General features: G+C 61.6%; 24 protein-coding genes, 1 tRNA gene and 1 pseudogene. 11 read left to right on the forward strand and 15 right to left on the reverse strand.

What is annotated here, in order from left to right:
* Positions 1-6: 6 nt before the first annotated feature.
* Positions 7-948 carry a 1-phosphofructokinase gene (gene pfkB / locus ACL9RJ_RS11950; protein WP_212810121.1) on the reverse strand — a complete coding sequence of 314 codons (942 nt, stop codon included), beginning with the start codon at positions 946-948 and terminating at the stop codon, positions 7-9.
* Positions 948-3,809, reverse strand: coding sequence for a phosphoenolpyruvate--protein phosphotransferase (gene ptsP / locus ACL9RJ_RS11955; protein ID WP_212810122.1), 2,862 nt, complete (start codon positions 3,807-3,809; stop codon positions 948-950). Before ptsP ends, pfkB begins: the two co-directional genes overlap by 1 nt.
* A 434-nt stretch (positions 3,810-4,243) precedes the next feature.
* On the opposite strand from ptsP, the gene cra reads away from it, so the two are divergent.
* Together cra and ACL9RJ_RS11965 are read left to right on the forward strand one after the other, a co-directional pair.
* The gene (gene cra / locus ACL9RJ_RS11960) at positions 4,244-5,239 is read left to right on the forward strand and encodes a catabolite repressor/activator (RefSeq protein WP_177084094.1); all 996 of its coding nucleotides are present in this window, start codon (positions 4,244-4,246) and stop codon (positions 5,237-5,239) included.
* Positions 5,240-5,241: 2 nt separating this feature from the next.
* A complete protein-coding gene (locus ACL9RJ_RS11965) occupies positions 5,242-6,033 on the forward strand; it encodes a TatD family hydrolase (protein ID WP_017123522.1) in 792 nt (263 codons plus the stop codon).
* On the opposite strand, the gene ACL9RJ_RS11970 is transcribed toward ACL9RJ_RS11965, so the two are convergent.
* The 6 genes and pseudogenes from ACL9RJ_RS11970 to ACL9RJ_RS11995 form a co-directional block, all read right to left on the reverse strand.
* Positions 6,008-6,406 carry a hypothetical protein gene (locus ACL9RJ_RS11970; RefSeq protein ID WP_377650887.1) on the reverse strand — a complete coding sequence of 133 codons (399 nt, stop codon included), beginning with the start codon at positions 6,404-6,406 and terminating at the stop codon, positions 6,008-6,010. The genes ACL9RJ_RS11965 and ACL9RJ_RS11970 overlap by 26 nt on opposite strands.
* Positions 6,407-6,564: 158 nt before the next feature.
* Positions 6,565-7,494, reverse strand: coding sequence for a methyl-accepting chemotaxis protein (locus ACL9RJ_RS11975; RefSeq protein WP_420902383.1), 930 nt, complete (start codon positions 7,492-7,494; stop codon positions 6,565-6,567).
* Positions 7,471-8,646: pseudogene (locus ACL9RJ_RS11980) on the reverse strand (methyl-accepting chemotaxis protein); the annotation flags it as partial. The gene ACL9RJ_RS11975 and the pseudogene ACL9RJ_RS11980, both read right to left, overlap by 24 nt.
* A gap of 161 nt (positions 8,647-8,807) precedes the next feature.
* Positions 8,808-9,647 (reverse strand): regulatory signaling modulator protein AmpE, encoded by an 840-nt coding sequence (gene ampE, locus ACL9RJ_RS11985; RefSeq protein ID WP_017123519.1) that lies wholly within the window; start codon positions 9,645-9,647, stop codon positions 8,808-8,810.
* Positions 9,644-10,207 (reverse strand): 1,6-anhydro-N-acetylmuramyl-L-alanine amidase AmpD, encoded by a 564-nt coding sequence (ampD, locus tag ACL9RJ_RS11990; RefSeq protein ID WP_212810123.1) that lies wholly within the window; start codon positions 10,205-10,207, stop codon positions 9,644-9,646. The genes ampE and ampD overlap by 4 nt, the downstream gene beginning before the upstream one ends.
* Positions 10,208-10,290: 83 nt before the next feature.
* Positions 10,291-12,513 carry a DUF1631 domain-containing protein gene (locus ACL9RJ_RS11995; RefSeq protein ID WP_177118187.1) on the reverse strand — a complete coding sequence of 741 codons (2,223 nt, stop codon included), beginning with the start codon at positions 12,511-12,513 and terminating at the stop codon, positions 10,291-10,293.
* 374 nt (positions 12,514-12,887) lie between these two features.
* Here ACL9RJ_RS11995 and nadC point away from each other — a divergent pair, with 374 nt between their 5' ends.
* Positions 12,888-13,736, forward strand: coding sequence for a carboxylating nicotinate-nucleotide diphosphorylase (gene nadC, locus ACL9RJ_RS12000; RefSeq protein WP_017123516.1), 849 nt, complete (start codon positions 12,888-12,890; stop codon positions 13,734-13,736).
* A 28-nt stretch (positions 13,737-13,764) separates the two neighbouring features.
* On the opposite strand, the gene ACL9RJ_RS12005 is transcribed toward nadC, so the two are convergent.
* Positions 13,765-15,261, reverse strand: a complete 1,497-nt coding sequence (locus ACL9RJ_RS12005; protein WP_422765272.1) for a DNA-3-methyladenine glycosylase 2 family protein — start codon at positions 15,259-15,261, stop codon at positions 13,765-13,767.
* Between the two features lie 173 nt (positions 15,262-15,434).
* On the opposite strand from ACL9RJ_RS12005, the gene ACL9RJ_RS12010 reads away from it, so the two are divergent.
* Together ACL9RJ_RS12010 and ACL9RJ_RS12015 are read left to right on the forward strand one after the other, a co-directional pair.
* Positions 15,435-15,908, forward strand: a complete 474-nt coding sequence (locus ACL9RJ_RS12010; protein WP_422765273.1) for a hypothetical protein — start codon at positions 15,435-15,437, stop codon at positions 15,906-15,908.
* Positions 15,908-16,129, forward strand: coding sequence for a hypothetical protein (locus ACL9RJ_RS12015; RefSeq protein WP_017123513.1), 222 nt, complete (start codon positions 15,908-15,910; stop codon positions 16,127-16,129). The genes ACL9RJ_RS12010 and ACL9RJ_RS12015 overlap by 1 nt, the downstream gene beginning before the upstream one ends.
* A gap of 47 nt (positions 16,130-16,176) precedes the next feature.
* On the opposite strand, the gene ACL9RJ_RS12020 is transcribed toward ACL9RJ_RS12015, so the two are convergent.
* The 4 genes from ACL9RJ_RS12020 to ACL9RJ_RS12035 all read right to left on the reverse strand — a co-directional run bounded on the left by ACL9RJ_RS12020 (position 16,177) and on the right by ACL9RJ_RS12035 (position 19,917).
* A tRNA-Thr gene (locus tag ACL9RJ_RS12020) sits at positions 16,177-16,252 on the reverse strand.
* A 39-nt stretch (positions 16,253-16,291) separates the two neighbouring features.
* Entirely contained in the window at positions 16,292-17,710 is a 1,419-nt protein-coding gene (locus tag ACL9RJ_RS12025) for an O-antigen ligase family protein (RefSeq protein ID WP_422765274.1), read from the reverse strand.
* A gap of 41 nt (positions 17,711-17,751) precedes the next feature.
* Entirely contained in the window at positions 17,752-19,398 is a 1,647-nt protein-coding gene (locus tag ACL9RJ_RS12030) for a hypothetical protein (RefSeq protein WP_422765275.1), read from the reverse strand.
* Positions 19,399-19,509: 111 nt separating this feature from the next.
* Positions 19,510-19,917 (reverse strand): pilin, encoded by a 408-nt coding sequence (locus tag ACL9RJ_RS12035; RefSeq protein ID WP_422765276.1) that lies wholly within the window; start codon positions 19,915-19,917, stop codon positions 19,510-19,512.
* A gap of 226 nt (positions 19,918-20,143) precedes the next feature.
* Here ACL9RJ_RS12035 and pilB point away from each other — a divergent pair, with 226 nt between their 5' ends.
* Genes pilB through yacG form a run of 5 tightly spaced genes read left to right on the forward strand, consistent with a single transcriptional unit; the run spans position 20,144 to position 24,761 of the window.
* A complete protein-coding gene (gene pilB / locus ACL9RJ_RS12040; protein ID WP_422765277.1) occupies positions 20,144-21,844 on the forward strand; it encodes a type IV-A pilus assembly ATPase PilB in 1,701 nt (566 codons plus the stop codon).
* 3 nt (positions 21,845-21,847) lie between these two features.
* Positions 21,848-23,065 (forward strand): type II secretion system F family protein, encoded by a 1,218-nt coding sequence (locus ACL9RJ_RS12045; protein WP_422765278.1) that lies wholly within the window; start codon positions 21,848-21,850, stop codon positions 23,063-23,065.
* 3 nt (positions 23,066-23,068) lie between these two features.
* The gene (locus tag ACL9RJ_RS12050) at positions 23,069-23,941 is read left to right on the forward strand and encodes a prepilin peptidase (RefSeq protein ID WP_422765279.1); all 873 of its coding nucleotides are present in this window, start codon (positions 23,069-23,071) and stop codon (positions 23,939-23,941) included.
* Entirely contained in the window at positions 23,938-24,561 is a 624-nt protein-coding gene (gene coaE, locus ACL9RJ_RS12055) for a dephospho-CoA kinase (RefSeq protein ID WP_422765280.1), read from the forward strand. Before ACL9RJ_RS12050 ends, coaE begins: the two co-directional genes overlap by 4 nt.
* Positions 24,558-24,761 carry a DNA gyrase inhibitor YacG gene (gene yacG / locus ACL9RJ_RS12060; protein ID WP_017123507.1) on the forward strand — a complete coding sequence of 68 codons (204 nt, stop codon included), beginning with the start codon at positions 24,558-24,560 and terminating at the stop codon, positions 24,759-24,761. The genes coaE and yacG overlap by 4 nt, the downstream gene beginning before the upstream one ends.
* A 5-nt stretch (positions 24,762-24,766) precedes the next feature.
* Here yacG and ACL9RJ_RS12065 read toward each other — a convergent pair whose 3' ends face one another.
* Together ACL9RJ_RS12065 and ACL9RJ_RS12070 are read right to left on the reverse strand one after the other, a co-directional pair.
* The gene (locus ACL9RJ_RS12065; protein WP_177084072.1) at positions 24,767-24,982 is read right to left on the reverse strand and encodes a hypothetical protein; all 216 of its coding nucleotides are present in this window, start codon (positions 24,980-24,982) and stop codon (positions 24,767-24,769) included.
* A 78-nt stretch (positions 24,983-25,060) separates the two neighbouring features.
* A complete protein-coding gene (locus ACL9RJ_RS12070; protein WP_422765281.1) occupies positions 25,061-25,759 on the reverse strand; it encodes an energy-coupling factor ABC transporter permease in 699 nt (232 codons plus the stop codon).
* A 135-nt stretch (positions 25,760-25,894) separates the two neighbouring features.
* Between ACL9RJ_RS12070 and ACL9RJ_RS12075 the strand changes: the two genes are divergently transcribed.
* Positions 25,895-26,524 carry a DUF1780 domain-containing protein gene (locus tag ACL9RJ_RS12075; protein ID WP_042934238.1) on the forward strand — a complete coding sequence of 210 codons (630 nt, stop codon included), beginning with the start codon at positions 25,895-25,897 and terminating at the stop codon, positions 26,522-26,524.
* Positions 26,525-26,544 lie beyond the last annotated feature (20 nt).

Below are 26,544 nucleotides of genomic sequence, written 5' to 3' on the forward strand. Positions count from 1 at the left end.
TCCCTCTTATTGTTCTGTCAGGGCGTGCACGCTGACGCCGCGTTCAAGCTGCGCCAGTCGTTCCCTGTCACCGATGCCGAAACCGATCTGGGTCACGGCCAGGGCGGCAATCGCCGTGGCCGTGCGCAGGGTCTGCTCCGCGCCGTGCCCGCTGAGCAGGCCATGAAGCATGCCGGCCAGCAACGCGTCGCCGGCACCGACGGTGCTCGCCACGCTGACGGTCGGCGGCAGCCCGTGCAATGCCGGTGCGGCGCAGAACCAGTTGACCCCTTCGGCACCGTGGGAAACCACCACGTGCTCGATGCCCTGGGCACGCAACCGGGTCGCTGCCGCGGATTGCGCGAGCAATGAGGTCACGGGGCTGTCCAGCGCTTCGGCCAATTCATCGGTATTGGGCTTGATCAACCAGGGCCCCGCCGCCAGTCCGGCCTGCAAGGCTGCGCCACTGGTGTCCAGGGCGACTTTCAGGCCCAGCTGTTTCAACCGCCGCAACAGCGCTTGCAGCCATTGTGGACTGACACCCCGGGGCAGACTGCCCGCGACCACCACGGCATCATGACCGGGGGCGATCTGTTCCAGCCGGTCCAGCAAGGCTTGCTGGGCCTCGGCACTGACCAGCGGACCGGGACCGTTGAGGTCGGTGATGCGGCCGTCGTGCTCGGCCAGCTTGATATTGCTGCGGGTCTCCCCCGGCACGCGGACAAAGGCATCGACAAATCCACGGCGGGCAAACAGGGTCTCGAAGGCTTGTTGATTGTCCTCGCCGAGAAAACCACTCACGGTCAGTTGATGCCCGAGGTCCGCCAGCACCTGGGCGACGTTCACGCCCTTGCCGGCCGCGTGGGTCTGCATGGCCTCGCTGCGATTGACCTGGCCCGGCTCCAGCCGTGCCAGTTGCACGGTCAGGTCCAGCGCCGGGTTCAGGGTCAGCGTCAGAATCCGCGCCATTACACCGCCTCCACGAGGGCGCGCACTTCATCGGCGCTGCCCACGGCCAGGGCCGCACGGGCCAGGGCCTGTGCGGCCGGCAGGGTCAGTTCGCGCACCCGCGCCTTGACCTCGGGAATGCTGCGGGCCGCAACGCTCAATTCGTCCACCCCCAGCCCGACGAGCACCGGTACCGCCAACGGATCGCCCGCCAGTTCGCCGCAGACACCGACCCACTTGCCATGGGCATGAGCCGCGCGCACAGTGATGTCGATCAGTTGCAGCACGGCCGGGTGCAGGCCATCGGCCTGGGCCGAAAGTGTCGGGTGACCACGGTCGATGGCAAGGGTGTATTGCGTCAGGTCGTTGGTGCCAACACTGAAGAAGTCCACTTCTCGGGCCAGCACCGGCGCCAGCAGGGCCGCCGACGGCACTTCGATCATGATTCCCAGTTGCAGGTCGGCCACCGGAATTTCCAGGCGCAGGCGCTCGGTCATTTCCCGGGCCTGGCGCCACTCCGACACGCTACCGACCATCGGGAACATGATCCGCAGGGGACGGTTGTCGGCGGCCCGCAACAGGGCGCGCAACTGGCTTTCCATGATCTGCGGCCGTTGCAGGGTCAGGCGGATACCGCGCACGCCGAGGAACGGGTTTTCTTCCTTGGCGATCGGCCAGTAAGGCAGCGGCTTGTCGCCGCCGACATCCAGGGTCCGGACCACCAGCGGTCGCCCGCCCAGGCCGTCGAGCACCCGCCGGTATTCGGCTTCCTGGGTGGCTTCGTCCGGCGCCTGTGGATGCGCCATGAAGATCAGTTCGGTGCGCAACAGGCCGATGCCTTCGGCGCCCTGTTCCACCGCGCCGGCGACTCCGGCGCTTTCACCGATATTGGCAAAGACTTCCACCGCATGCCCGTCACGGGTCAGCGCCGCCTGGTGACGTTGTTCGGCAGCCTGGCGCAGGCGCTGTTCGCGGCTGTCGCGCTCCTCGGTGGCACGCTGCAAGGCGACGGCATCCGGCGAGACATGCAGCCGGCCACGCTGGCCATCGAGCAGCAAGGTCGTGCCCGGCGCCAGCAACAGCACCGCCGCGCCCGCCCCGACCAGTGCCGGGATGCCCAGGGCACGGGCGACGATCGCACTGTGCGCCGTGGCTCCGCCGCGGGCGGTGAGAATCCCCGCCACCCGCGCCGGATCCAGGCGCGCCACATCGGACGGGCCGACTTCGTCCATCACCAGTACATAGGGCTGCTCGGGCTCGGCCAGGGTTTCGACACCACACAACTGCGCCAGCACGCGCCGGCCGATATCCCGCAGGTCCGCCGCCCGCTCGGCCAGCAATGCATCCTGCAGGGACTCCTGCTGCCGGGCGGCCGCCTCGATCACTGCCATCCAGCCGGCTTCGGCGCTTTCACCCTGCTTGAGCCGGGTGTCGACCTCGTCGCTCAGTTCCGGGTCGTCGAGCATTTCCTGGTGGGTGATGAAAATCTCGCGAATGGCCTTGGCTTTGCTGCGCTGGATCAGACCATCGATATCCTTGCGCACCTCACTCAAGGCGCTGTGCAGGCGCTGGCGCTCGAGCGCGGCCGACTGGCCACGCAACGGGTAGTCGAATGTCTGCGGGACCTGGATATGCGCGGGGCCGATGGCGATCCCCGGCGCGGCGGCAATCGCCTGGACCTGGCTGCCGGCAACCGGGGCCGTCAAGGCTACGACCACCTCGTCCACGACCACGCTGGCGGCGCTCACCGCCGGCAAGGGTTCGACTTCCTCGCCGAGGCCTTCTGCCACCGCCGCCAGCAAGGCCGGCAAGGCATCGGCGGCGATCCCCGGTTCGGCAATGAACTCCAGCACCTGGGCCCGGCGCGCGCCGAGGCTGAGCAGCTTGCTCAGGCTTTTCACCGACACTGCGCTGCCCAGGGCGTCGACTATGCGCACACGAATATCGCCGTCGAAACGCTTCGCCAGTTGCGCGAGAACCTTCGCCGGCCGGGCATGCAGGCCATGGGCATTGGCCAGGGCGATGCGCGCGCTCGGCCAGTCGGCCGGCAATTCGCCGCCCAGTACCTCCAGTACCGCCCGGCTGCTGGTGGCGCGCCCCAGTTCATGGCCACGGCCTTCGATCAGCAGCGCACACAGGCGTTCGAGCAGGGCCTGATGAGCTTCGCCGAGACTGGCGAGACAGAACAGCCCACTCAAGGGTTGGCCGAGGTAGCGCAGCGGCTTTTCCGGTGTGACAAACGCCAACCCCGGCCGCTTGACCGTCTGCTCACTGTGCAGCCACCACAGGCCATCGCCCAGCGGCAACGCTTCGACCTGCTGCAGGACCGCGGCAAAACCGTTACTCACACAGTCGGCCTGGCGCAGCAGGCGGGCGCCACGCCAGACCAGTTCTTCGAAATCGTCGGCCGCCACGCCGAGGCCGATCATCTGGGCATCCAGCGCCAGTTCCTGCGGCGCGCCTTGCAGCAGTTTCAGCAAGGCTTCGGCGGAGCTTGCACGGCGCAGGGCCTGGCCCAGGTCCGTCTCGCCGAGGGCACGGGTGAGCAGTTGCAGCAGGCGCAGGTGCTCGTCGGATTTCGCCGCGATACCGATGGCCAGGTAAACGATCTGGCCATCGCCCCAATCCACGCCTTCGGGAAACTGCAGCAGGCGCACACCCGTGGCGAATACCTGGTCGCGGGTCTGCGGGGTGCCATGGGGAATCGCGATGCCCTGGCCGAGAAAGGTCGAGCCTTGCGCCTCACGGTCCTGCAAGCCGGCCAGGTAGCCCTCGGCCACCAGGCCGTCGGTCACCAGCTTGTCCGCAAGCAGTTGCAGGGCAGCAGACTTGTCCACGGCCGACTGGCCCATGGAAATCTGCTCTACGGTGAGCTCGAGCATGCCTTTCTCCTATTCAGCGCCCACAACGGGACGCTAGGTATTGTTTTGAATGAATCAGCCTGGGCTTGCGTGCCAGAACATAGCGAAATGGTCTTTCGGCAGGACCGTGACACCGGACGCAATCCCCGGAAAATACGCTTGCTGAAACGTTTAATCTAGCGTGTAGGACACGTTACTCGATTATTGTTCCGGGTTGAAGCCCTGCTGGTCGACAACTGGCTGTCGGCGAATCTGCTGGAAGAGCCGCGCATTTTTCAGTGATCTGGCGGGCCTGTTCGCGGGCAAGGCCGCTCCCACACGAGCCCGCTTCCCCACAAGTGGGCTCCCCTACCCGTCCGGTGCCCACACCCGCCCGCTTCCACAGTCGACTGCCGGAATAGGATACGATCAGAGAAAATGCAGCCGTGAGCTACAGCAAACAAGGAATCATCCGCTTGAAACTCAGTGATATTGCCCAACTGGCCGGTGTGTCCGTCACCACTGCCAGCTATGTCATCAACGGCAAGGCCGAGCAACAGCGTATCAGCAGCAGCACCGTGGAGCGGGTCCGGGCCGTGGTCGAGCAGCATGGCTTCACCCCCAATCCCCAGGCCGCCGGCCTGCGCAGCCGCAAGACGCGCACCCTCGGGTTTATCCTGCCGGACCTGGAAAACCCCAGTTACGCACGTATCGCCAAGCTGCTGGAGCAAGGCGCCCGCGCCCGCGGTTATCAGTTGCTGATCGCCAGTTCCGACGATGACCCGGACAGCGAACGCCAGTTGCTGCAACTGTTCCGCGCCCGTCGCTGCGACGCCCTGTTTGTCGCCAGTTGCCTGCCGGCCGACGATGACAGCTATCGCCAGTTGCAGGACCTGGGAATGCCGGTCATCGCCATCGACCGGGAAATGGAGCCGACGCATTTCTGCTCGGTGGTCAGTGACGACCATCAGGCCAGCCTGCAACTGACCCGCAGCCTGCTGCAACCGATGCCACGCCATATCGCCCTGATCGGCGCCCGCGCCGAGCTGAGCATCAGCCGGCAGCGGGCCGCCGGTTTCCAGGACGCGCTGGACGGTTTCAAGGGCGAGGTGCTGATCGAACACGGCGAAGCGTTCAGCCGTGATTGCGGCCGGCAACTGATGGATGCGCTGGTCAAGCGCCTCGGCCATCTGCCCGACGCGCTGGTCACCACCTCCTATGTACTCCTGCAGGGCGTATTCGATGCCTTGCACGACCATCCGCTCAAGCCACAGCCGCTGCGCCTGGGCACCTTCGGTGATACCCAACTGCTGGACTTCCTGCCCCTGCCCGTCAACGCCATGGCCCAGCAGCACCCGTTGATCGCCGACAAGGCCCTGCAACTGGCCCTGGCCGCCATCGAGGACAAGGACTACCGACCCGGCGTCCAGGCGATAGCGCGGACCTTCAAGCAGCGTATCCGCGAGTCCTGAGCATGGAGTTGATCGATACCCATACCCACCTCGACTTTCCGGATTTCGACGCAGATCGCGACGCGCTGCTCGGTCGCAGTCGCGCCCTGGGGGTTGGCCGGATGGTGGTGCTGGGGGTCTATCGACAGAACTGGCAGCGGGTCTGGGACCTGGTGCTGGGCGATCCGCAACTGCATGCGGCGTTCGGCCTGCACCCGGTGTACCTGGAAGATCATCGCCCGGCCGACCTGGACGAACTGGGCGCCTGGCTCAGTCGCCTGGCCCACCATCCACAACTGTGCGCGGTGGGTGAATTCGGCCTGGACTACTTTCTGCCGCAGCTCGATCGCGAGCGCCAGCAGGTGCTGTTCGAGGCCCAGTTGCAACTCGCCGCGGACTTCGACCTGCCGGCACTGCTGCATGTGCGTCGCAGCCATGCGGCGACCATCGCGACACTCAAGCGCTTTCGCCTGGGCCGTGGCGGAATCATCCACGCCTTTGCCGGCAGTCGCGAAGAGGCCCGGGAATACCTCAAGCTCGGTTTCAAGCTCGGCCTGGGCGGCGCCGGCACCTGGCCCCAGGCCTTGCGCCTGAGCAAGGTCATTGCCGGCCTGCCCCTGGACGCCGTGGTGCTGGAAACCGATTCGCCGGACATGGCACCGGTCATGTATCCCGGCATGCGCAACAGTCCGGAGCACCTGCCGGCCATCTGCGCCGCCCTCGCCGGACTCATGGCCGTCAGCCCGCAGGCATTGGCCGCCGCCAGCAGCGCCAACGCGTGCGCGCTGTTCAACTGGCCAGCGAATCCGGCCTGACCGCGACCTGCAGGACCAACGTCATCTGCTGCCGGTGGCGGGCGTAACGCAAGGTGGCGAAGTACAGCAGCAGCGCCAGCAGGGAAAAGTTGAGCTGCTCGACCACGCTGATCAGGCCGACCCATTCGCAGACCAGCGCAACCAGCAACGAGGAGCCGATCAACAACATCATGCTGGCCTTGAGCGGCGACCATGCGTCCAGCGACCTGAAGCGCTTCAGTTGCCTCGGGCAATTGAGCTGCAGCGCCTTGTCGCAGCAGCGACAGGCGAAGCTTTCGTTGATGGCAATCGCGTTCAAATGCCAGGCGCTGAGGGGAAATGTGCCGCGGCAGTGCGCGCACATCCCCTTGACGCCCATGAGCGTATCCTTCAAACCTGTTCCTCCCGAGCGATAACGGCTCACCGATGAGTCCGGTATAGATGGGTTTTCACCCATCGTAAGCCGAAAGATCGGCCCGCAAAGAAAACAGGATCTGGCCTACACGCCAAGATTTTAAGTACTACAGACTATTCCAAGGCCCAAGACCCGCGTCACACCCGGAACGCGCCGATCAACTGCTTGAGTTCAACCACCTGCGCCGACAGTTGCCGGCTGGCACTCTCGGTCTGGTGCGCACCATCGGCCGTGCGCTCTCCGGCCCGGTTGATCTCGACGATATTCTGGTCGATATCATGGGCGACCGCGGTCTGCTGTTCGACGGCCGCCGCGATCTGCTGGTTCTGGTCGACGATCATGCCGACCGCGCCAAGGATGTTTTCCAGGGCCTGCTGGACCTTTTCCGACTGGCTCACGGTACCGTCGGCCATCTGATGACTGACGCCCATGGCCTTGACCGCCGCCCCGACACCGCCGTGCAACTTGCCGATCATCTGCTCGATCTCTTCGGTCGATTGCTGGGTGCGCTTGGCCAGGGTGCGGACCTCATCGGCCACCACCGCGAAGCCGCGCCCCTGCTCCCCGGCACGCGCCGCTTCGATGGCGGCGTTCAACGCCAGCAGGTTGGTCTGTTCGGCGATGCTCTTGATCACATCCAGGACCCGGCTGATGGACTGGCTGTCGATGGCCAACTGGTTGATCACCTGTACCGACTGGTCGATCTCTCCGGCCAACTGGGCAATGCTGCCCTGCTGCGACTCGACCAGGGCCCGGCCGCTGAGGGTTTCATCATTGACGCTATGGGCACTGCTGACCGCCGCCGCCGCGCTGCGCGCCACTTCCTGGGCGGTGGCCGACATCTGGTTCATCGCCGTCGCCACCTGTTCGATCTGACTGCGCTGGCCGGCCACCGCCTGGTTGCTCCGGGCCGATACCGACTCCACCTGCCCGGCCTGACGCTCGACTTCGCCGACGGTCTGCCCGACCCGCTCGATCAGGTCATGGATCTTGGCCACCGTGCCATTGAACACCGCGCCCAGCTCACCCAGTTCATCGCGGCTGTGGGCAATGAAACTGACAGTCATGTCCCCGGCGGCGACCTTGTTCATCATTTCGCCCAGGCGACGCAAGGTGGTGCGGGTCGACGCGTAGAAACCGCCATACAGGTAGACGATGGAGAGAAACACCACCGCCAGCGCCACCACCAGCAACAGCATATGCAGGCGATTCTGCGCCAGGCGCTGTTGCAGTTCCTGATCGATATATCCCAGGGTCGCGTCATTGAGCTTGTAGGTCTGGGCCATTAAGCCACTGACCTGATCGTAGAAGGCCGGCCAGGGCGCTTCTAGGGTCTCGGCCATCACCACCTGCTCCTCGAACACCTCGCTGGCCTTTTTCAGCGAGGCCTGGCTGGTCGCGGTCAACGAATCCAGCGCCTGATGGGCGTTGCGACTGCTGCCCAGGGCGTCCTGCAACTTGAGGGCATATTCGGCCTGCAGCTTCTCGATCTGCTGCAACAACTCGTCAAAGCGGGTGCTGGACGATGAATTGAGAAACCCCTGACCAAGGGAATAAGCGCCCATGGAGCGGCCTTCGCCGAGGGTCTGGGTGACTTGCGGTGTGACGCTGGTGATCAGCTCGCTCAACTGGCGCAGGTCGCTCTGGCCGTCGCGACTGAGCCCGGACTGGCTGGCGATGATCTTGCTGAAAATCTGTGCCTTGCCCAGCAGCTTCTCGATCAGCGCGCTTTTGCTCTGCAGGGAGCTTTCGACTTGCTGGGCCTTGAATGCACTGACCATTTCGTCGCGCTTGGCGGTGAATACCGCCATCTGCTCAGGGTCGCCGGTCACCGCGGTCAGGCCCTGGAGCCGGTCCAGGACGCTCTGCTCCAACTGGCTGATCCGGCTTTCCAGGTCACCGGCCTTGCCGGATTGTCCCAGCACCGCGTTGATCTGCACCTGATTGTTCAGGGTCTCCAGGTCACGTCGCAGGGTCAGGCTGCTGCCGAGCAGATCCAGGCTCTGCAGCTCGACCTGGGTCGCGGAGAACTCACGGTAGGAGTCACGCACCAGGTAGAAGTTGGTCACCAGCATCGGCACGAAGAACAGCACGCTGATCAGACTGAACTTCATCCCGAAGCTCAGGCGATTCATCAGGGCGACGGCGGGATATAGCAAGCTCTTCACTAGAACGCTCCCTTTCCTATTATTTTTATTGTGGCAGGCACGACGAGGCATAAAGCCAGCATCCGCAGCTACTGCTTGTATAACGTAATTCGGAAAGGAGTTTTGTAACTTAAGGTTAACCGATAGCTGGAAAACCTGTTGGAGCCGGCGCCTACAATGATTGCGTCGGCAATCGAGCGCCGGCCGTGCCCCTGCTAGTGTCCCTCAAGGCATCAGATCAGCACGGTCCACAGGGCAAAACCGGCATACCAGAGCACCGCCGCCCGCAGCAGCAGTTCCCAGAGGCTGTCCAGGCTGGTGACGCCATCGGCACCGACGACGGCGGCCGGCACTTCTCCCGCCACCCGCCCGACTTTCTCCACCAGTTGCTCGGCGGTAATGTCCCAGTTGAGCAACTCGTGCAGCATCACCCGGCTGACCGCGACGAAATTGCCGACCAGCGCCAGGCTCGCCGCCAGCAGGCGTACCGGCAGCCAGTCGAAGGCATGGCGCAGCAAGGTGGCGCGCTCGGCCAGGGCCGGATTGCGGCTGTGCTCCGCGGCCAGGGCCAGCAGGCGATAGCTCAAGGCGGCCACCGGCCCCAGCAGGAAATACCAGAAGATCACCGCGAAGAAACTCTGGTAGGCCTGCCACAGCAGGTAGCCCTGGACCTTTTCCAGCAGTTCCTCACCGTTCTCGGCGCACTTCACGTTCATGTCGCGCCGGGCAACATGCACCCCGGCCTGCACGTCACCACGCCGCCAGGCATCGCGGAAAGGTCCCAGGGCCGCCAACAGATCGCCGCGTCCCAGGCTGTAGATCACCACCAACAGATGCACCGGCAGCGCCAGCAGACCATAGGCCACCGGCTGCAGCACCATCAGCAGCAGGCCGAGCAAGGCAACCGGCAGTAACACCAGCAGCACCAGTACCAGCCACGGCTGCTTCGCCCAACGAGGGCTGGACTCGAGCCTGGCCAGTTCGCCCAACCAGGCGCCATCACGCTGGACACGCTGGCGCAGGGCCGAGAACTTCTCGATCCATACCGCTAGCAGCAGCACCAGAAAACTCATTGTGACTCTCCTTTTTCCTGCAGGGCGACGCGAAAGCGCTCCCAGTCAAAGCCCGCTCCCGGATCGGTCTTGCGCCCGGGGGCAATGTCGCTGTGGCCGCAAATCCGTTGCTGGGTGATTGCCGGATAGGCGTCCAGCAGTTGCCGGGTCAGGGCGATCAACGACGCATACTGCGCTTCAGTGAAAGGCAGATCATCGGTGCCTTCGAGCTCGATGCCCAGGGAGAAATCGTTACAGGTCTCGCGCCCCTCGAAACTCGACACACCGGCATGCCATGCCCGTTCCAGACAGGAGACAAACTGCGTGACCTTGCCGTCACGTTCAATCAGAAAGTGCGCAGACACCCGTAGGTGGGCAATGCCGTCAAAGTAGGGATGTTCCGTGACATCCAGGCGATTCTGGAAAAATTCCTGGACTTTCCCGGTGGCGAATTGCCCGGGTGGCAGACTGATGTTGTGGATCACCAGCAGGGAAACTTCCCCTTCGGGGCGCTCGTTGAAGTTGGGCGACGGGCATTGATCCACGTCCTGGCACCAACCCGTGGCGGGATCCAGCTGCATACAGGTTCCTTCGAGGATAAAAGCGACAGGCCCAGTATGCCGCGATAGAGGCCGACATGGGCAGCACTCTCTGCGCAAAAAACTCAGCGCGCCTTCAACCGCCGCAGATTGCCGATGACCGACTCCAGGGCACGGTCGAACAGCAGCGCGTCGTCCAGCAGCCGCACCGCCCCGCGACGAAACTCGACGGCCAGGCCCTGGACCGTGCGTTCCAGCACTTTCATGCCGGTCCGGTTAACGAAGATGTACTTGCCGGTCGACTCGATGATCGCCGTCAGTTTGCAACGCAGGCTGTTTTCATCGTCCTCGCGGATCTCGACCCAACTGCCGATCCGCAACTGCCGGACCCACAGCAGCCCGGCGTCATTTTCGGGCAGTTCCACCAGACGCTCCTCGGCGGGCGCGTCGTCCGGTGAACCGAGGACGATTTCCTCCAGCACCGCGACCATCGCCGGTTGCGCCTCATCGACGGTAGCCGGCTCGGCCTGTTGTTTCGCCAGGCGCTGGAAAACCTGGACATGCAGGCTTTCCAACTGGCTGAAGAATTCGCTGGTGGCAAACGGGTCGAAGGCGGCGCTGGTGAGGCCGTCGCGCAACGCTTTGAGCAGGCCGGGCACCAGTTCCAGCAGGCGCAGGCGGGCATCGGCCTGGCCGCTGGGCTCCACGCTCCAGATCAGGTCGTCCATGGTTTGCAGGCCAGCCTGCCATTCGGCGGACGCCTCGCCGTGCTTGAGACAGGTGAGCAGCAGCACCTTGCTCCAGGCCTCCTGCAGCAAGCGCACCACGACTTCGGGCAAGGTCTTGCCCAGCAGCCGCTCGTTCAATACTTCCTGGACCCGCTGGCGCGCCTGCTCGGCCTTGGCCCGGCCTTCTTCGGCGTCACGGGTACGCTGCTCGAGCAACTCGCTGCGGCGACGTTCGTCACTGGTGAAGGCGAGGAAATCCACCAGCAACTCGGAGAAGATCGCCGGGTCGTCGACGAAGTCATTCAGCAGGCGCTGCACGATCTGTTCGATGCGCACGTACAAGGCATCGCGCTGATAGTCGTCGCGCGCGCCCCAGCCCATGGCCGCGGAGGCGATTTCGTTGAGCAGGCGCCGGGCCGGATGACTGCCCCGGCTGAAAAAGCTCTTGTCCAGCACCGCCACTTTCAACATCGGAATCTGCAGGCGTCCGATCAATGCCTTCAGGGAGTCCGGCAGGTTGCGGTCGTCGAGAATGAATTCGAAGAGCATGGCGATCAGGTTGATCACGTCTTCGTCCATGACCCCGACCACGCGCGACTTGCCGCTCTTGACGCTGACCCGGGTCAGCAGCTGTTCCAGCTGATTGCGCAGGTCGAAATCGTCCGGAGCGGTCTGCGTCGGGACGTATTGCTGCAAATGCGAGAGCAGCCGCAACAGATCGCGGGTGGAAATCGGCTGGATCTCGGAGCCCGCATCCAGCCTGGGCGCCACGCTGCCACGCACATGCAGCAACAGTTCCTGCAAGGCCGAGAACACTTCCTGGACGCTGGCATCGAGGGATGAAGAGCCCGCCTTGGCCGCTCCCGCCTCATCCTGGCTGGCCCGCGCGGCGGCGGCCGGACGATCGGAGGCACGACGGGACGGGACGGCCTTGAGTTCTGGCAATACGCCAGTGGCGATCAGCAACTGGTTGGCTTCGGCGTACAACTGGTCCGCGTCGCTGAGGACATATTTCTCGAACAGCTTGAGGATGATCAGCTTGACCTTGATCTCCACCCCCAGGTCGCGCCCGGCCTCGAGGAAATACTCGCAGAGCATCGCCGGGCCCATGGGATTGTCCTGGTCCTCGAGGCGCCGGGTGATCAAGGCATTCAGGCGGGTGGTCAATTGGCCGAGGGCAAAACCGTCACGGCTCAGGACCTTGGCGACCATCGCATCCAGGGCGACGGTCTTTTCCAGTTCGTCATTCGGAACCAGCGCCAGCTTGTCGTAGGACATCGGCGCGGGCAGCGTCACCTCGTTGATATCGTACTGACAGAGGCCGACAAAGGCCTCGAAAAACCGTTCGAGAAAGCCGCGCTCGATGCTTTTGCGCTTGAGACGCAGGTCGCGCATGGCTTCGAAGAAAGTGTTCTGGTCGACATTGTTCAAGGCCTTGTCGGCCATTTCGAACAGGGTGTCATCGGCATTGTCGAACAGTACTTGCAGGCCCTGCTTGAGCTGCTGCGCGGCCTTGTCGCGAACCTGCAGCAGAACCACGGGCAAACGGGCGAGCGGCGACGGCGTCGCTCGTTCATCGGTGGCCTTGTGCAAAGGCACTACCTTCCCGTCATTGTGCATCCAAGCCTCCTGCTGCTGCGGTTCTTCGGTTCTGTGTGAACAATCGGTCTGCGCGGGTCATGGGCACGTCGCTCACAACCCCTTCACGGCGAGCGCCCGGGCACCCGTCGGGGGTATCGATAATCTGGGAATCACAGAGACGTCAAAGCTATGACGTCAATTACAAGGCATATTATCTTGCAAAAGATGTCACTTTTGCTAGCGAACTCTGCAATTCCTTTTCGCCCTTGCCGTCAGATAGACCGTCAAAGACGCAAAAACGCTCAGCCGAGGCGACCAAATGCAGGTTCGCGGGGCAACGCGCGGGCAGCCGCGCCTTGGGTTAGCCGGCGCCAAGGCCCTATAATCGAGGGACTTTGTTTGTGGAGCCCGTTATGCCGAATCTACGTCTCGCCGACCTGACCGCCGAAATCGAAGCCAACGTGCGCCGCGCGTTGCTCGAAGACATCGGCAGCGGCGACATCACCGCGCAACTGATCCCCGCCGAACGGCTGGCCAAGGCAACCATCATCACCCGTGACGAGGCGACGATTGCCGGAACGGCCTGGGTCGACGCCGTATTTCGCCAGCTCGATCCACGGGTTGCGGTGCATTGGCAGGTGCGCGACGGTGAACGGGTGCGGCCAAACCAGGCGCTGTTCCACCTTGAGGGGCCGGCGCGCTCGTTGCTCAGCGGCGAACGTTGCGCGCTGAACTTCCTGCAGATGCTCTCCGGCGTTGCCACCCACGCACGCTATTACGCCGACCAGGTGGCCGACACCGCGGTGAAGCTGCTCGATACCCGCAAGACCCTGCCGGGCCTGCGCCTGGCGCAGAAGTACGCGGTGACCTGCGGCGGCTGCCATAACCACCGCATCGGCCTGTACGACGCCTTCCTGATCAAGGAAAACCATATCGCCGCCTGCGGCGGAATCGCCCAGGCCATCAGCGCCGCGCACAAGATCGCACCGGGCAAGCCGGTGGAAATCGAAGTGGAAAGCCTGGAAGAACTGAAGGAAGCACTGGCGGCGGGCGCCGATATCATCATGCTCGACGAGCTGAGTCTGGACGATATGCGTGAAGCCGTGCGCCTGAACGCCGGCAAGGCCAAGCTCGAAGCCAGTGGCGGCATCAATGAAAGCACCCTGCGGCCGATTGCCGGGACCGGCGTCGACTACATCTCGATTGGCGCGATGACCAAGGATGTGAAGGCCGTGGACCTGTCGATGCGCCTGAGTCTCTGAGCCGCGTCCTGATAGACCAGGCTTGCGTTCATTTCCGGCTCCGGCGTATCAATTCGGACTCCACCGCCCCGCGCCACAGGTACATCACCGCGTAGGCGCGCCAGGGCCGCCATGCCTCGGCCAGCCCTTCAAGGGCCCTGGTGGTCAAGGGCGGACCGTCCTCGACGACTTCCCGACGCAGGATCAGGTCCGCGGCGGGGAACGCATCCGGATGATTGAGCACGCGCATGGCGATGTAATGGGCCGTCCATTCGCCGATACCCGGCAGCACGGTCCAGCTTCTGACGAAGTCGCCCAGGCGCTGCTCCGCGCGAAAGTCCACCCGTCCGTCGAGCAAGGCCCGGGCAATCCCCTGGACAGTGGCTGCGCGGGTGCGGATCACACCGATCGAGACCAGGTCGGCGTCGAGCAATTGTTCGGGTGTGGGAAACAGCCGGTCCAGGCCAGGTGCCGGCGGTATTTCGAGCACGCAGCCAAAGCGGGTCAACAGACGCGCGGCAAGGGTGCGTGCCGCGGCGACGCTGACCTGTTGGCCCAATACCGCCCGTACCGATATCTCGAAACCGTCCCAACCGCCCGGCAAGCGCTGGCCGGGATAACGCTCGATCCAGGGTGCCAGCACCGGGCTGGCGCCCAGCGTGGCGGCGATGGCCTGTGGGTCGGCATCCAGGTCGAACATCCGGCGAATCCGCGTCACCACCGGCAACATCTGCGCGGGGGCGACGTTGAAGAGCTCCAGCTTCAGCGCGTGAGCATCGGCGGACCACGGACTGATCCGCAGCCAGCTGGGCGAACCGGCATCGCCGAAGACCCGCCGATAGCTGTCCGCCTCGACCACCTCGATCCCCGGCAAGGCACGGCTGGCGAGAAACGCCAGCAGCGCCTTGAAATCGTAGGGTGGCCGATAACCAAGGCGCAGGACGAGCGCGCTGCCGGCGTCGGCCCCGGGCTTGCGGCGCAGTTCCCGAGGCGCGACATGGTTGGCTTCGGCAAAGGCCGCATTGAACCGGCGCAGGCTCTGGAATCCCGAGGCCAACGCCACCTCGGTGATCGGTAGCGCGGTTTCGCTCAGCAGTTGCCTGGCGAACAGCAGGCGCTGGGTCGAATGCACCGCGATGGGCGGCGCGCCGAGGTGCTGGACAAACAGGCGCCGCAATTGCCGCCCACCGACATCCAGCCGTGCCGCCAGTTCGTCGAGAGAATGCTCGGCGAGAAACCCTTCATGAATCAGCTTGAGGGCCCGCGCCACCAGATGCTCGCCGTGCAGCCAGACGCTATTGCCCGGCGCGAGCTCCGGCCGACAGCGCAGGCAGGGCCGGAAACCCAGCGCTTCGGCGGCGGCGGCGCTGGGGTAGTACTGCACATTCTCGACCTTGGGTGGCCGCGCCGGACAGACCGGCCGACAGTAGATCCGAGTACTGAGTACGGCGGTGAAAAACACCCCGTCGAACCGCGCATCACGGCTCAGGCGAGCCTTTTCGCAGATATCGGCAGCGGGAAACGGCACAGCGGTTGTGATGTTCATGGGCGCAGGTTAGCACCGGCAATGTGATCGATCTCGCCATTTTCGGACGTCGATAAAGCAAAAAACCGGATCTTGATTATACCTGTTTTCCGGCCCCTCGATACATCGCCCGACGTCGAATGGAGGGGCGATGCACCCGCGAATCAGCAAACGCCACCAGCAGGGAAGCAACAATGAGTGAATCAAAGCTGGACAGGACAATCCTGGTCCCGAAAGACCAGGTTGATCGATTCTTTTTTGGCGAGATCCCCACCAACCTGTGGCGGGCACTGCGCTCGGACAGTCCCCTGCCCCTGCTCGCGCCGGTCGAGAAGGGCTACATGATGGACAACAGGCAGTACCGCCGGCCCGACATCACGGTTGAAACCGTGGAGAACAAGGAGTGGGTCATCATTCATCCCACCAAGCCGGAGGGAACCAGCACCTTCGACAGGAGCCAGACCTTCAAGGGCAAGCGCTGGGACTACTACCGCCTGCCGGAAGGGACGAAAATCCCGGACGGGCTGGTCATCGTCAAGGATGGCTACAATGAGTCCTTCGAAGCGACCCACTACACCATCGCTCCCGTGCGGAGCATGTTGCTCTCCACCTATAAACGCCTGCTGGCCGACCTGGCGCAAAGCGCGATCAAAGAAGGAAATCTCTGATGGAAATCCCGGACCTGCATGCACCGATCCTGGTAATGACCCTGCGTGACGCCATCTCGAACCAGAAGCGCCTGATCGATGCGAACCTCGATGGCGACGTGGAAGATTACGAAGAGTACCTGCTGCAACTGACCCAACTGTTCGACCATGTGAAGGACGAGTACAGAAAGATTGCCGATGACGTCGGCGTACCACTGGAGGTGTTGCTGGATGAGCACTAGGGATCAACAGTCCTCCCGAGCGGTCGGGGGGACTGTTATCGGTCAGGTGGTGCCGGAGATAGGAATCGAACCTACGACCTTCGCGTTACGAGTGCGCTGCTCTACCGACTGAGCTACACCGGCGTGGCGCTAACGCTAGCATCGGGCGACGAACGGGGCAAGCTACCGCGGCTTGATCGCGATCACGCCCTGGGTCCAGAAACGCGGCTGGAAGTGGCCGCCGTATTGTTCCTGATAGAGCCTGTTGCGCTCGTCCAGATGGGGCACGTCGCGGATCACGACATACACCAGGAACAGCACGGCGGCGGTACTGATGCCCATCCAGGACCAGTGGATGAAAGCGTTGGGTTTCGCCGGCTCGCCTTTCCAGGCATGAATGCCCATCAGCCAGCCGACCACCAGGGACAAGCAGAGCTGCGAGTACGGCATGACGATCACGCCGTCGACCATGGATTGGGTCAGGGCACCGATCAGGCTGGCGAACAGACAGACACGCAACAGATCGACCGGATCGCTGGAGTCGGCGCGTTCGCGGATCAGCCGGAAAGTTGCCCAGAGCCCGCGCCCGACCAGCCACATCATCAGCAAGGTGGAAGGCACGCCCCATTCGCTGGCCCATTGCAGGATGGCCTGGTGCGGATGGGCGGCGATAGGGTTGTGGATATCGGCGAAGTGCATGGGGCCGAAGCCGAGCCAGGGGCGTTCGCGGATCATGTCCCAGGCTTGCTGCCAGAGTGGGCCACGGCCGGAGAGGGAGGTGGTGAGGCGGTCGCTGGCGAAGTTACTGACTTCTATACCGAGGTAACTGGTGAGAACGTCGAACAGGAGCCAGTAGAGCGTTATGCCAACTGCGGCTGCAGAGAGCTGCCAGGTAATCCAGCGCTTGCCGGAGTGGCCGACGATAAACAATACGCCGGCTGCTACCCCCATTCCAAGCCAGGTGCCGCGTGTGCCACCGGTTATTGCGATAAGCCACCAGAGGCTCAAGAGGGAGAGCGTGCAGATTTGGCTGGAGCGTTTGGTGGTGACCAGCAGTAATGGGAGGGTTAACAGCGGCAGAGTGAAGGTCTGGAATTGACCGTAGAAGCGCTTGTTGGAAAAACCACTCAGGAATACGTCTGCGTCCAGCACAACCCTGCCGCCGGAGAACGAGCGAAACACCACTGTCAGAAAGTCGAAGCTCTTGAAGGCGCAGATAAAAATGACAAACAGAATCAGGACCCGATCAAGAGAGACTCCATTTGTTCGTCGCGCGTGTGCAAAGGCTTCGGCGCAGATACAGGAGGCAGCGATCAGTGCAACTTCCACGAATGCCCACAGCGGCTGATGAGCACAAAAGGAGGAGGCGATACCCATCAGCAAAATCAGTCCACAGGCCAGAACGGTAGGCTGATCAACAAAGCTGCGCGCAAATGGTTTCCGACAGCCAAGGAGAAAAACAAGGGCCGTACTGGCAACGACGATCTGGCCGAGACGCTGAAAGGTATGTCCACCTAGGCCGTGCCCAACGATCATCACGGCAGCGGCTAGCAGTGTGAGCACAAACCAGGCCCTTGCCCGTCCACCCCAGGCAATGTCCATCACGACCTCGAATTATCCATTTCAGGCAGTCTATAGCAGGGTCATGCTTTTGGAGCCAGCATCAGTGGGGCTTTGGGGTAAGCGCGAGCACAAGCCAATGGACTACCTTTCTCACAACCCATTTCAAGGTAGCGCTGCGACTCTTCCACCTGCCCCAGGCTTTTCAAAGCGTCAGCCATGCCGACATAAGGCCTTGCATAACTGGGCCTGAGGCTTATGGCGTGCTCAAACTCCTTCTTGGCATCCCCTTCCTTGCCAAGAAGAAGAAAAATTTTACCGCGCTGGTAATATGCATATTCATATTTAGGCTTCAACGCTATCGATTTTTCAATATTCGCCAATGCCAAATCAACAAACCCCGCATCCAGATAAGTGACCCCCAAATTGTAGTAAACTCGGTAACCACCAAAAAGCCCTGGGCGCTTTCCCTGGGCCTCGTAGAATTGGACAGCTTCATTCCAGACAAACACCGGCTTTGACAATGTCATCAACCGATCATAGGAAAGGCCAAACAGGTACAGTGCAAAAACAGGCACCAACGTAACCAGATAAATACTTTTTAGTCGCCGCAACCCCAACGCTACTAAAATGAACAACCCTGGCATCCAGAGATAACTGCGATATAAAACAAATGGTTCCTGTAATCGGACTGTCACCAGCTCGGTAGCGAACATTACCCACGGAAACAGTAACGCAAAGCCCAGAAGGCCTTTATTTTCCCCACGAAACAGCAATGAAAAAGCTGCCACCCCGTAGGCAACAAACGCCAGCAGACCAGTCCAAGCCCACCAGACACCATAACTCAAGGGAAAAGGAACCCGAAGATCGAGGCCCATTGTGCTGCCCTGAGGCAAGAGCAGGATTGAGAGATACTTGAAGAACAACCCCATCTGATTTAGAAAACTCAACACATAAAGCGAGCCGTCCGGTTGGAAGGCCTCATCGCTGAGTACTTCTTCACTCTTGATCTCATAGGCATTACCGATTACGCCCTTGGACCAGAGCACTACCGAGATGGCGATAACCGCCTGGATGGCTAAGACCCCAAAAACCTGCCGGCTACTGTACGATTTAGGTAGTTGACTACGGTGATGCAACACCCAGAGCAGGAAACACAATGCAGGCAACATCACCGCATGCTCTTTGGCATACAGGGACAGCAGAATACACAGGCAGGACGCCCAAAGAGCCCAGCGCTTTCCGCCAAGGCCCTGCCAAAAGGCCCAGAGTCCAAGGAGAGCAAAAAGAGTGGCGCAGACAATAGTTCGTTGAACGAGGTAGCCCTGGGTCATGATGGCCACAGGATGTACCGCAAATAGAAAAGCGACGATAAAGGCAGCAGTATCTGCCTTCAAAAAAGAAATGGTACGACGATCCAAGTTATCCAGAAGCTGACGAACAAAGCCAAACAGCACCAACGATGTAGCTACATGCACAAACAAATTAGCAAATCGCAGCCAGACAATCTTATCACTGAGATAAATAAAGCTGGCAGCCATGGAGTCATACACCCACAGACGCGGCGCCAGCTTTAAACCCATGGCAAGAATTCTCGCGGGCCCTCCCTCTACGAAAAATGGCTCGTCATCAAAAATCAGAGGGTTATTTAAAAAAGGTAAACAGAGCACTAACAACAGCCCGACTGACAACGCGGCGAGCAGCAGGAAAACCAATCGACGCGAAATCATAAATCTCTCTATATCAATGAAGCAGGATTTTTCTGCCTGGCAAGATCGACAATCTTAAAAAAGAATGTCGACCTTACCTCACAGCAAAGGGCATCACACCCTTACATAATATTACTTACAGAAACCAGCGGCCAGACAGGTACCGGTCTGAGACCAAGTAACTGCACCGCCACTACCACCGGGCGTAAGAATGGTTGTCAATCCACCGGCAGCCGCAGTACCAACCAGAGTAATTGTACCGCCACTCACACTGGACCCAGTAGGGTTGAAGTTAGCGGTTGCTGTAGTAGGAAGTGCAGGAATACCGTTCGATCCTGCCGAGCAGTTGGTGGTACTGGCAAGGTCATTAATGCAGACCGCTACCGCCGTCTTGTATGCATCAGCCAAGGTGTTTACTTCAGAGAACCGGGCTTTCTGCGTATAAGTGTTATAGGCCGGCAGCGCAATCGCCGCCAGGATACCGATGATCGCCACGACGATCATCAGTTCGATCAAGGTGAAACCCTTTTGAGCATTCATATTTCGTCTCCAGACATGAGCAAAGGCCTTATGGCTCATTCCCCTCAAAGCACAGCCCGTGCCACCCACCGATTCAGTACCGGATACCCGCTATAGAGCCGTTTCAGACTGGAAGGGCTGCTCCAGAACAACAGAACCTGACATTTTTTGTCACCTCCCCATCCCTGATTTGGCACCATCGCCCGACTACGCTATAAGTCTCCGACTGTTTGTGTTTGGTGCCCAAATGAACGATATCGCCCTTTCCGGTCTGGCCAAGCAATTGGTGGCAGCCGAGCTGATTACCGACAAGAACGCTCAGCAGGCGTATCAGCAAGCCCAACGCAATCGCATTTCCCTGGTCAGTTACCTGGTCCAGAACAAACTGGTGAAAAGCCGGCAGGTCGCGGAAATCGCCTCGGAGCATTTCGGCGTCGCCCTGCTCGACCTGAGCTGCCTCGACAAGGAGAGCCAGCCCAAGGGGCTGGTCAGTGAAAAGCTGATCCGCCAGCACCATGTCCTGCCTTTGTGGCGACGCGGCAACAAGCTCTTTGTCGGCATTTCTGACCCTAGCAATCACCAGGCAATCACCGATATCCAGTTCAGCACAGGTCTCACCACCGAGGCGATCCTGGTAGAAGATGACAAGCTTTCCGATGCCATCGACAAATTCTTCGACAGCAGCACCAGCGGTCTCGAGGACATGGCGGACGTCGATCTCGAAGGCCTGGATATCGAGTCGGTCGACGACAAGAAACACGAGCAGATCGCCGGCCAGGATGCCGACGATGCCCCCGTGGTGCGCTTTGTCAACAAGATGCTGCTGGATGCCATCAAGGGTGGCTCTTCGGACCTGCACTTCGAGCCTTATGAAAAGGTCTACCGCGTACGCTTGCGCACCGATGGCATCCTGCGAGAAGTCGCCAGACCACCGATCCACCTTGCCGGCCGTATCGCCGCCCGCCTGAAGGTCATGGCCAGCCTGGATATCTCCGAACGCCGCAAGCCCCAGGACGGCCGGATCAAGATGCGCATTTCGAAGACCAAGGCCATCGACTTCCGGGTCAACACCCTGCCGACGCTGTGGGGCGAGAAGATCGTGATGCGGATCCTCGACCCTTCCAGCGCCCAGATGGGCATCGATGCGCTGGGCTACGAACCGGATCAGAAAGACCTCTATATGGCCGCGCTGAAGCAGCCACAGGGGATGATCCTGGTCACCGGCCCTACCGGTTCCGGTAAAACCGTTTCGCTGTACACCGGCCTGAATATCCTCAACACCGTGGACATCAATATCTCCACCGCCGAAGACCCGGTGGAGATCAATATGGAAGGCATCAACCAGGTCAACGTCAATCCGAAACAGGGACTGGACTTCGCCCAGGCATTGCGCTCGTTCCTGCGCCAGGACCCGGACGTGATCATGGTCGGCGAGATCCGCGACCTGGAAACCGCCGAGATCGCGATCAAGGCGGCCCAGACCGGCCACATGGTATTGTCGACCCTGCACACCAACAGCGCCGCGGAAACCCTGACCCGCCTGCATAACATGGGCATCCCCGGTTTCAACATCGCCACCTCGGTCAACCTGATCATCGCCCAGCGCCTGGCACGCAAACTGTGCACGCATTGCAAAAGGGAAATCGAGATACCTGAAGAAGCCTTGCTCAAGGAAGGCTTCCCGGCAGACCAGATTGGCAAGTTCAAGATCTATGAGCCCGTCGGCTGCGACCAGTGCAACGCCGGCTACAAAGGCCGCGTCGGGATCTATGAAGTGGTCAAGAATACCCCCGATCTGCAGCGACTGATCATGGCCGAAGGCAACTCGATCGAGATCGCCACCCAGATGCGCAAGGACGGTTTCAACGACCTTCGAACCTCCGGGCTGCGCAAAGCCATGCAGGGCCTGACCAGCCTGGAAGAAGTCAACCGGGTCACCAAGGACTAAACCATGGCGACAAAAGCGGTAAAAATCAGCGTCTATGCCTGGGAAGGTACCGACAAGAAAGGTACCAGGATGACCGGCGAGCTCACGGGGCACAACCCCGCACTGGTCAAGGCACAACTGCGCAAACAGGGCATCAATCCAGGCAGGGTACGCAAAAAAGGCGTGTCGATCTTCAGCAAGGGCAAACGCATCAAGCCCATGGATATCGCGTTGTTTACTCGCCAGATGGCCACCATGATGAAGGCCGGCGTGCCGCTGCTGCAGTCGTTCGACATTATCGCTGAGGGCTTCGACAACCCGAACATGCGCAAGCTGGTGGACGATATCAAGCAAGAGGTCGCCGCCGGTAACAGCTTCGCGACCTCCCTGCGCAAGAAACCCGAGTATTTCGACGAGCTGTATTGCAACCTGGTGGATGCCGGCGAACAGGCGGGGGCCCTGGAAAGCCTGCTGGATCGGGTAGCCACCTACAAGGAAAAAACCGAAGCGCTCAAGGCCAAGATCAAGAAGGCCATGAACTATCCGATCGCCGTGGTGCTCGTGGCGATCATCGTGTCCGGGATCCTGCTGATCAAGGTAGTGCCGCAGTTCCAGGCAATTTTTGCTGGCTTTGGCGCCGAACTTCCGGCTTTCACCCTGATGGTGATCGGGCTTTCGCAGATACTGCAAGACTGGTGGTGGGTAGTGATCCTGGGCCTTGTCGGCGGCATTTACGCCCTCAGGCGCGCGCATAAGACCTCGGAGCGTTTTCGCAACTGGATGGACCGGATGCTGTTGAAGATGCCCATCATTGGTCCATTACTCTACAAATCCGCTGTCGCACGATTTGCACGCACATTGTCGACAACCTTCGCCGCCGGTGTGCCGTTGGTGGAAGCCCTGGATTCCGTTTCGGGCGCGACCGGCAATATCGTCTTCAAGAATGCCGTCAACCGTGTCAAACAGGATGTCTCCACAGGGATGCAACTGAACTTCTCCATGCGCGCTACCGGAGTGTTCCCCAGCATGGCGCTCCAGATGACGGCCATCGGCGAAGAGTCCGGCGCCCTGGACGACATGCTCGACAAGGTTGCGACCTATTACGAAGCTGAAGTCGACAATATGGTCGACAGTCTGACCAGCCTGATGGAGCCCATCATCATGGCTGTTCTGGGGGTGATCGTCGGCGGCCTGGTCATCGCCATGTACCTGCCCATCTTCAAGCTTGGCCAAGTGATTTAATCGATGCCCCTACCCGACTTCCTGGCCAGCCACCCGCTGGCCTTTGTTTTATTCACGCTCATCCTCGGCCTGATCGTCGGCAGCTTCCTCAACGTCATCGTCTGGCGCCTGCCGAAGATGCTCGAGCGCGATTGGCGTACCCAGGCCCACGAAGTCCTGGGCCTGCCACAATCCGAGCCCGCTGCGACCTACAACCTGCTCCTGCCCCACTCCCATTGCCCGCACTGCAACCACCCGATCCGTGCCTGGGAAAACCTGCCACTGATCAGCTATGCCCTGCTGCGCGGTAAATGCTCCTGTTGCAAGGCGCCCATCAGCAAGCGCTATCCGCTGACCGAACTGGCCTGCGGTCTGCTCTCGGCTTTTGTCGCCTGGCATTTCGGTTTCGGCTGGCCCGCCGGCCTGATGCTGGTGCTGACCTGGGGCCTGCTGGCGATGAGCCTGATCGACGCCGACCACCAACTGCTGCCTGACGCCCTGGTCCTGCCGCTGCTGTGGCTGGGCCTGATCGCCAACCACTTCGCGGTCTTCACCTCCCTGGACGACGCCCTCTGGGGCGCTGTCGCCGGCTATCTGAGCCTGTGGTCGGTGTACTGGGTGTTCAAGCTGCTGACCGGCAAGGAAGGCATGGGCCACGGCGACTTCAAGCTGCTGGCGATGCTCGGCGCCTGGGGCGGCTGGCAAATCCTGCCGCTGACCATCCTGCTGTCATCCCTGGTGGGTGCGATCCTGGGGCTGATTCTGCTGCGCCTGCGCAATGCCCAAACCTCGACGCCAATCCCCTTTGGTCCCTATCTGGCGATTGCCGGGTGGATTGCATTGCTCTGGGGTGGTCAAATAACCACTTCTTATCTGCAATTTGCCGGTTTCAAATGACCAAAGCTGCTTCAAAACCCTGGATTCTCGGTCTTACCGGCGGTATCGGTAGCGGCAAGAGCGCGGCGGCCCAGCACTTTATCGACCTCGGTATCCATGCCGTGGATGCCGATCACGCAGCGCGCTGGGTGGTGGAGCCCGGTCGCCCGGCGTTGCTGAAGATCGCCGAACACTTCGGCCCTGGCGTGCTGCAAGCCGACGGCCAGCTGGACCGCGGTGCCCTGCGCAAGCTGATTTTCGCAGACGCCGGACAACGGCGCTGGCTGGAAGCCCTGCTGCATCCGCTGATTGCCGAGGAGATCGCCAGCCACCTCGCCCGCGCCCAATCGCCTTATGCGATCCTCGTTTCACCCTTGCTGATCGAATCGGGCCAATATGCAACGACCCAGCGCGTGCTGGTCATCGACGCGCCGCAGGCACTGCAAGTCCAGCGCACACTGCTGCGTGACCAGACCAGCGAAGAACAGGTGCAGGCGATCCTCAAGGCTCAGGCCAGCCGCGAAGAACGTCTGAAACTGGCCGACGATGTGCTGGTCAACGACCGCGACCTCGCCTGGCTGCAGAGCGAAGTCGAACGCCTGCACACCTTTTACCTTACTTTGCGTGGAGGCCAATCATGAGCCAATCCCTGACCGTCGAATGCCCGACCTGCGGCGCCCCAGTGGAATGGAGCGCGACCAATACCAACCGGCCCTTCTGCTCCGATCGCTGCAAGCTGATCGACCTGGGTGCCTGGGCCTCGGAGGAGCACAAGATTCCCGTCAGCCCGGATGCCGAGGACGACCTGTTCTCCGACGATCTGCCACCGCGTGCCCACTGAACTGATCAAGGCCGCATAAAGCTGTAGTCCTGTCCTTCATCGAGGTTCTCGGCGAGAAACTGCAACTCGTCGGCCAGATCCTCGGCACTGCGCACCGCCTTGCTCTGCTGCACCACCGCGCTGAGCAAGGCGCGCAATCCCAGCCCAGGCTCGAAACCCGCCGTGTGCGCAGCCTCCAGGCTGGCCCGTACTTCCTGACGCGCCCATTCGTACACACTCATGCCGACCACCTCCGGTTGTTTTCACGAAGCATGGCGGTGAGCCGGATACCGGTATTTGATGCAGGTCAACGCTGCCGGTCAACGAGAGTCACCGGGCGGTTCGTTGTCCTTCCAGGGCGCCGATAGATAACGTGTGCGGTTGAAGGTTTCCAGCCATTCAGGACAGAACACCACCAACGCACTGATCACCATGCCGTTGATAAACGCTTCGGGAAAAATGATCAGCCAGAGGTAGCCAATAAAATCCTCCAGCCACTCCGGCATCGCAAAACGCCCGTCGAACCACAACAGCGCCAGACTCGCCAGCAGACACAGGAGTGCCGCCAGGGCGGCGGCGAAAAACCCGGAGCAGAAGATATACACAAAGGGATTTTTCGGTTGTGCGCGCTCCACGACCATCGCGCACACCTCGGTCACCAGCACCGGCAGCAGGATCAGCAGCGCGCCATTGACTCCCAACGCGGCGAGGTCCTGGCGTCCGAGCAGCACCAGGCCGAGCTGCGCTACCAACCCACCGACGATCGCCAGCGGCCAGTCCAGCAACAGGGTGACCGCGGTCAGGCCGATAAAGTGGTAGGACACCCCCGTATCGAAATCCCGTCGCACCAGCCAGAGCAGGAACAACGCGAATACCGTGCCGAACAACAGGTGCTGGCGCCGACTGTCGGTAAACAGTTCGACCCAGGGCGAACGCCAGATCGCCCACAGCAGCACCGGCAGATAAACCAGCCAGCCGATGATCAGGCTCTCGGGCGACAGCAATTGCGCGCCGATCATAAGGACCTCTCCGTCACACTCGGAACTCCCTGTCCGTATAGGTCCTACAGTCTACACCGAGCCTCGCGACAGCCCGCCCCGACAAAATCCGTACACCACTTCCAGCAGTCATGGTTTCGACGCTAAGCTTGGGCCATGGACGACTCAGACTTCTTACGCTTGCTGACCATCCAGGCCGAGCAAGCCAACACGTTTCTTTCCAATGCCCGCAAATGGGAGCGTGAGCGTTGGGTCTGCCAGCGCCTCCTGCAAGGGCTGAACGTGCCTTACCGTAACGAAGACTTCCACCCCGCCGGCCAGGAACCACCGGACGTGCTGTTTCGCGATGCGTGCTTCGAAGTGTTTTTCGTCCTCGACGAAGGCCGCCGCCTCAACGATGAATGGCGCGAAGAACTGCAGCGCCGACGCAGCGCGTTTTCCCTGAGCCAACTGGTACGCCGCGAGGCCAGGCCCAAGCGCATCCCCGCCTCGGAGCTGCTGCAACGCCTGGCACCGACCCTGCGCAAGAAAGCCCACAACTACAAGGAGCGCGGCCTGGACCTCGGCGAGCTGGACATCATCGCCTTCGCCAGCCTGAAACGCGAAGTGCTGGACCTCAACAGCCACTTCCCACCACCCACCGAATACCTGCGCCAGGGCTGGCGTTCGCTGTCGCTGGTGGGCCCGACTTTCGCCCGGGTTCTGTTCGCCCATCCCGACGCCCCGGACTTCCTGCGCGGCAACCTGGGACGCAGTATTGTCTTCGATGTCGGCATCAGTCTGTGAGCCATGGTGTAAGCTCCTAT

The organism is Pseudomonas sp. Mn2068 (assembly GCF_049319725.1).
Taxonomy (GTDB): Bacteria; Pseudomonadota; Gammaproteobacteria; order Pseudomonadales; family Pseudomonadaceae; genus Aquipseudomonas; species Aquipseudomonas gingeri.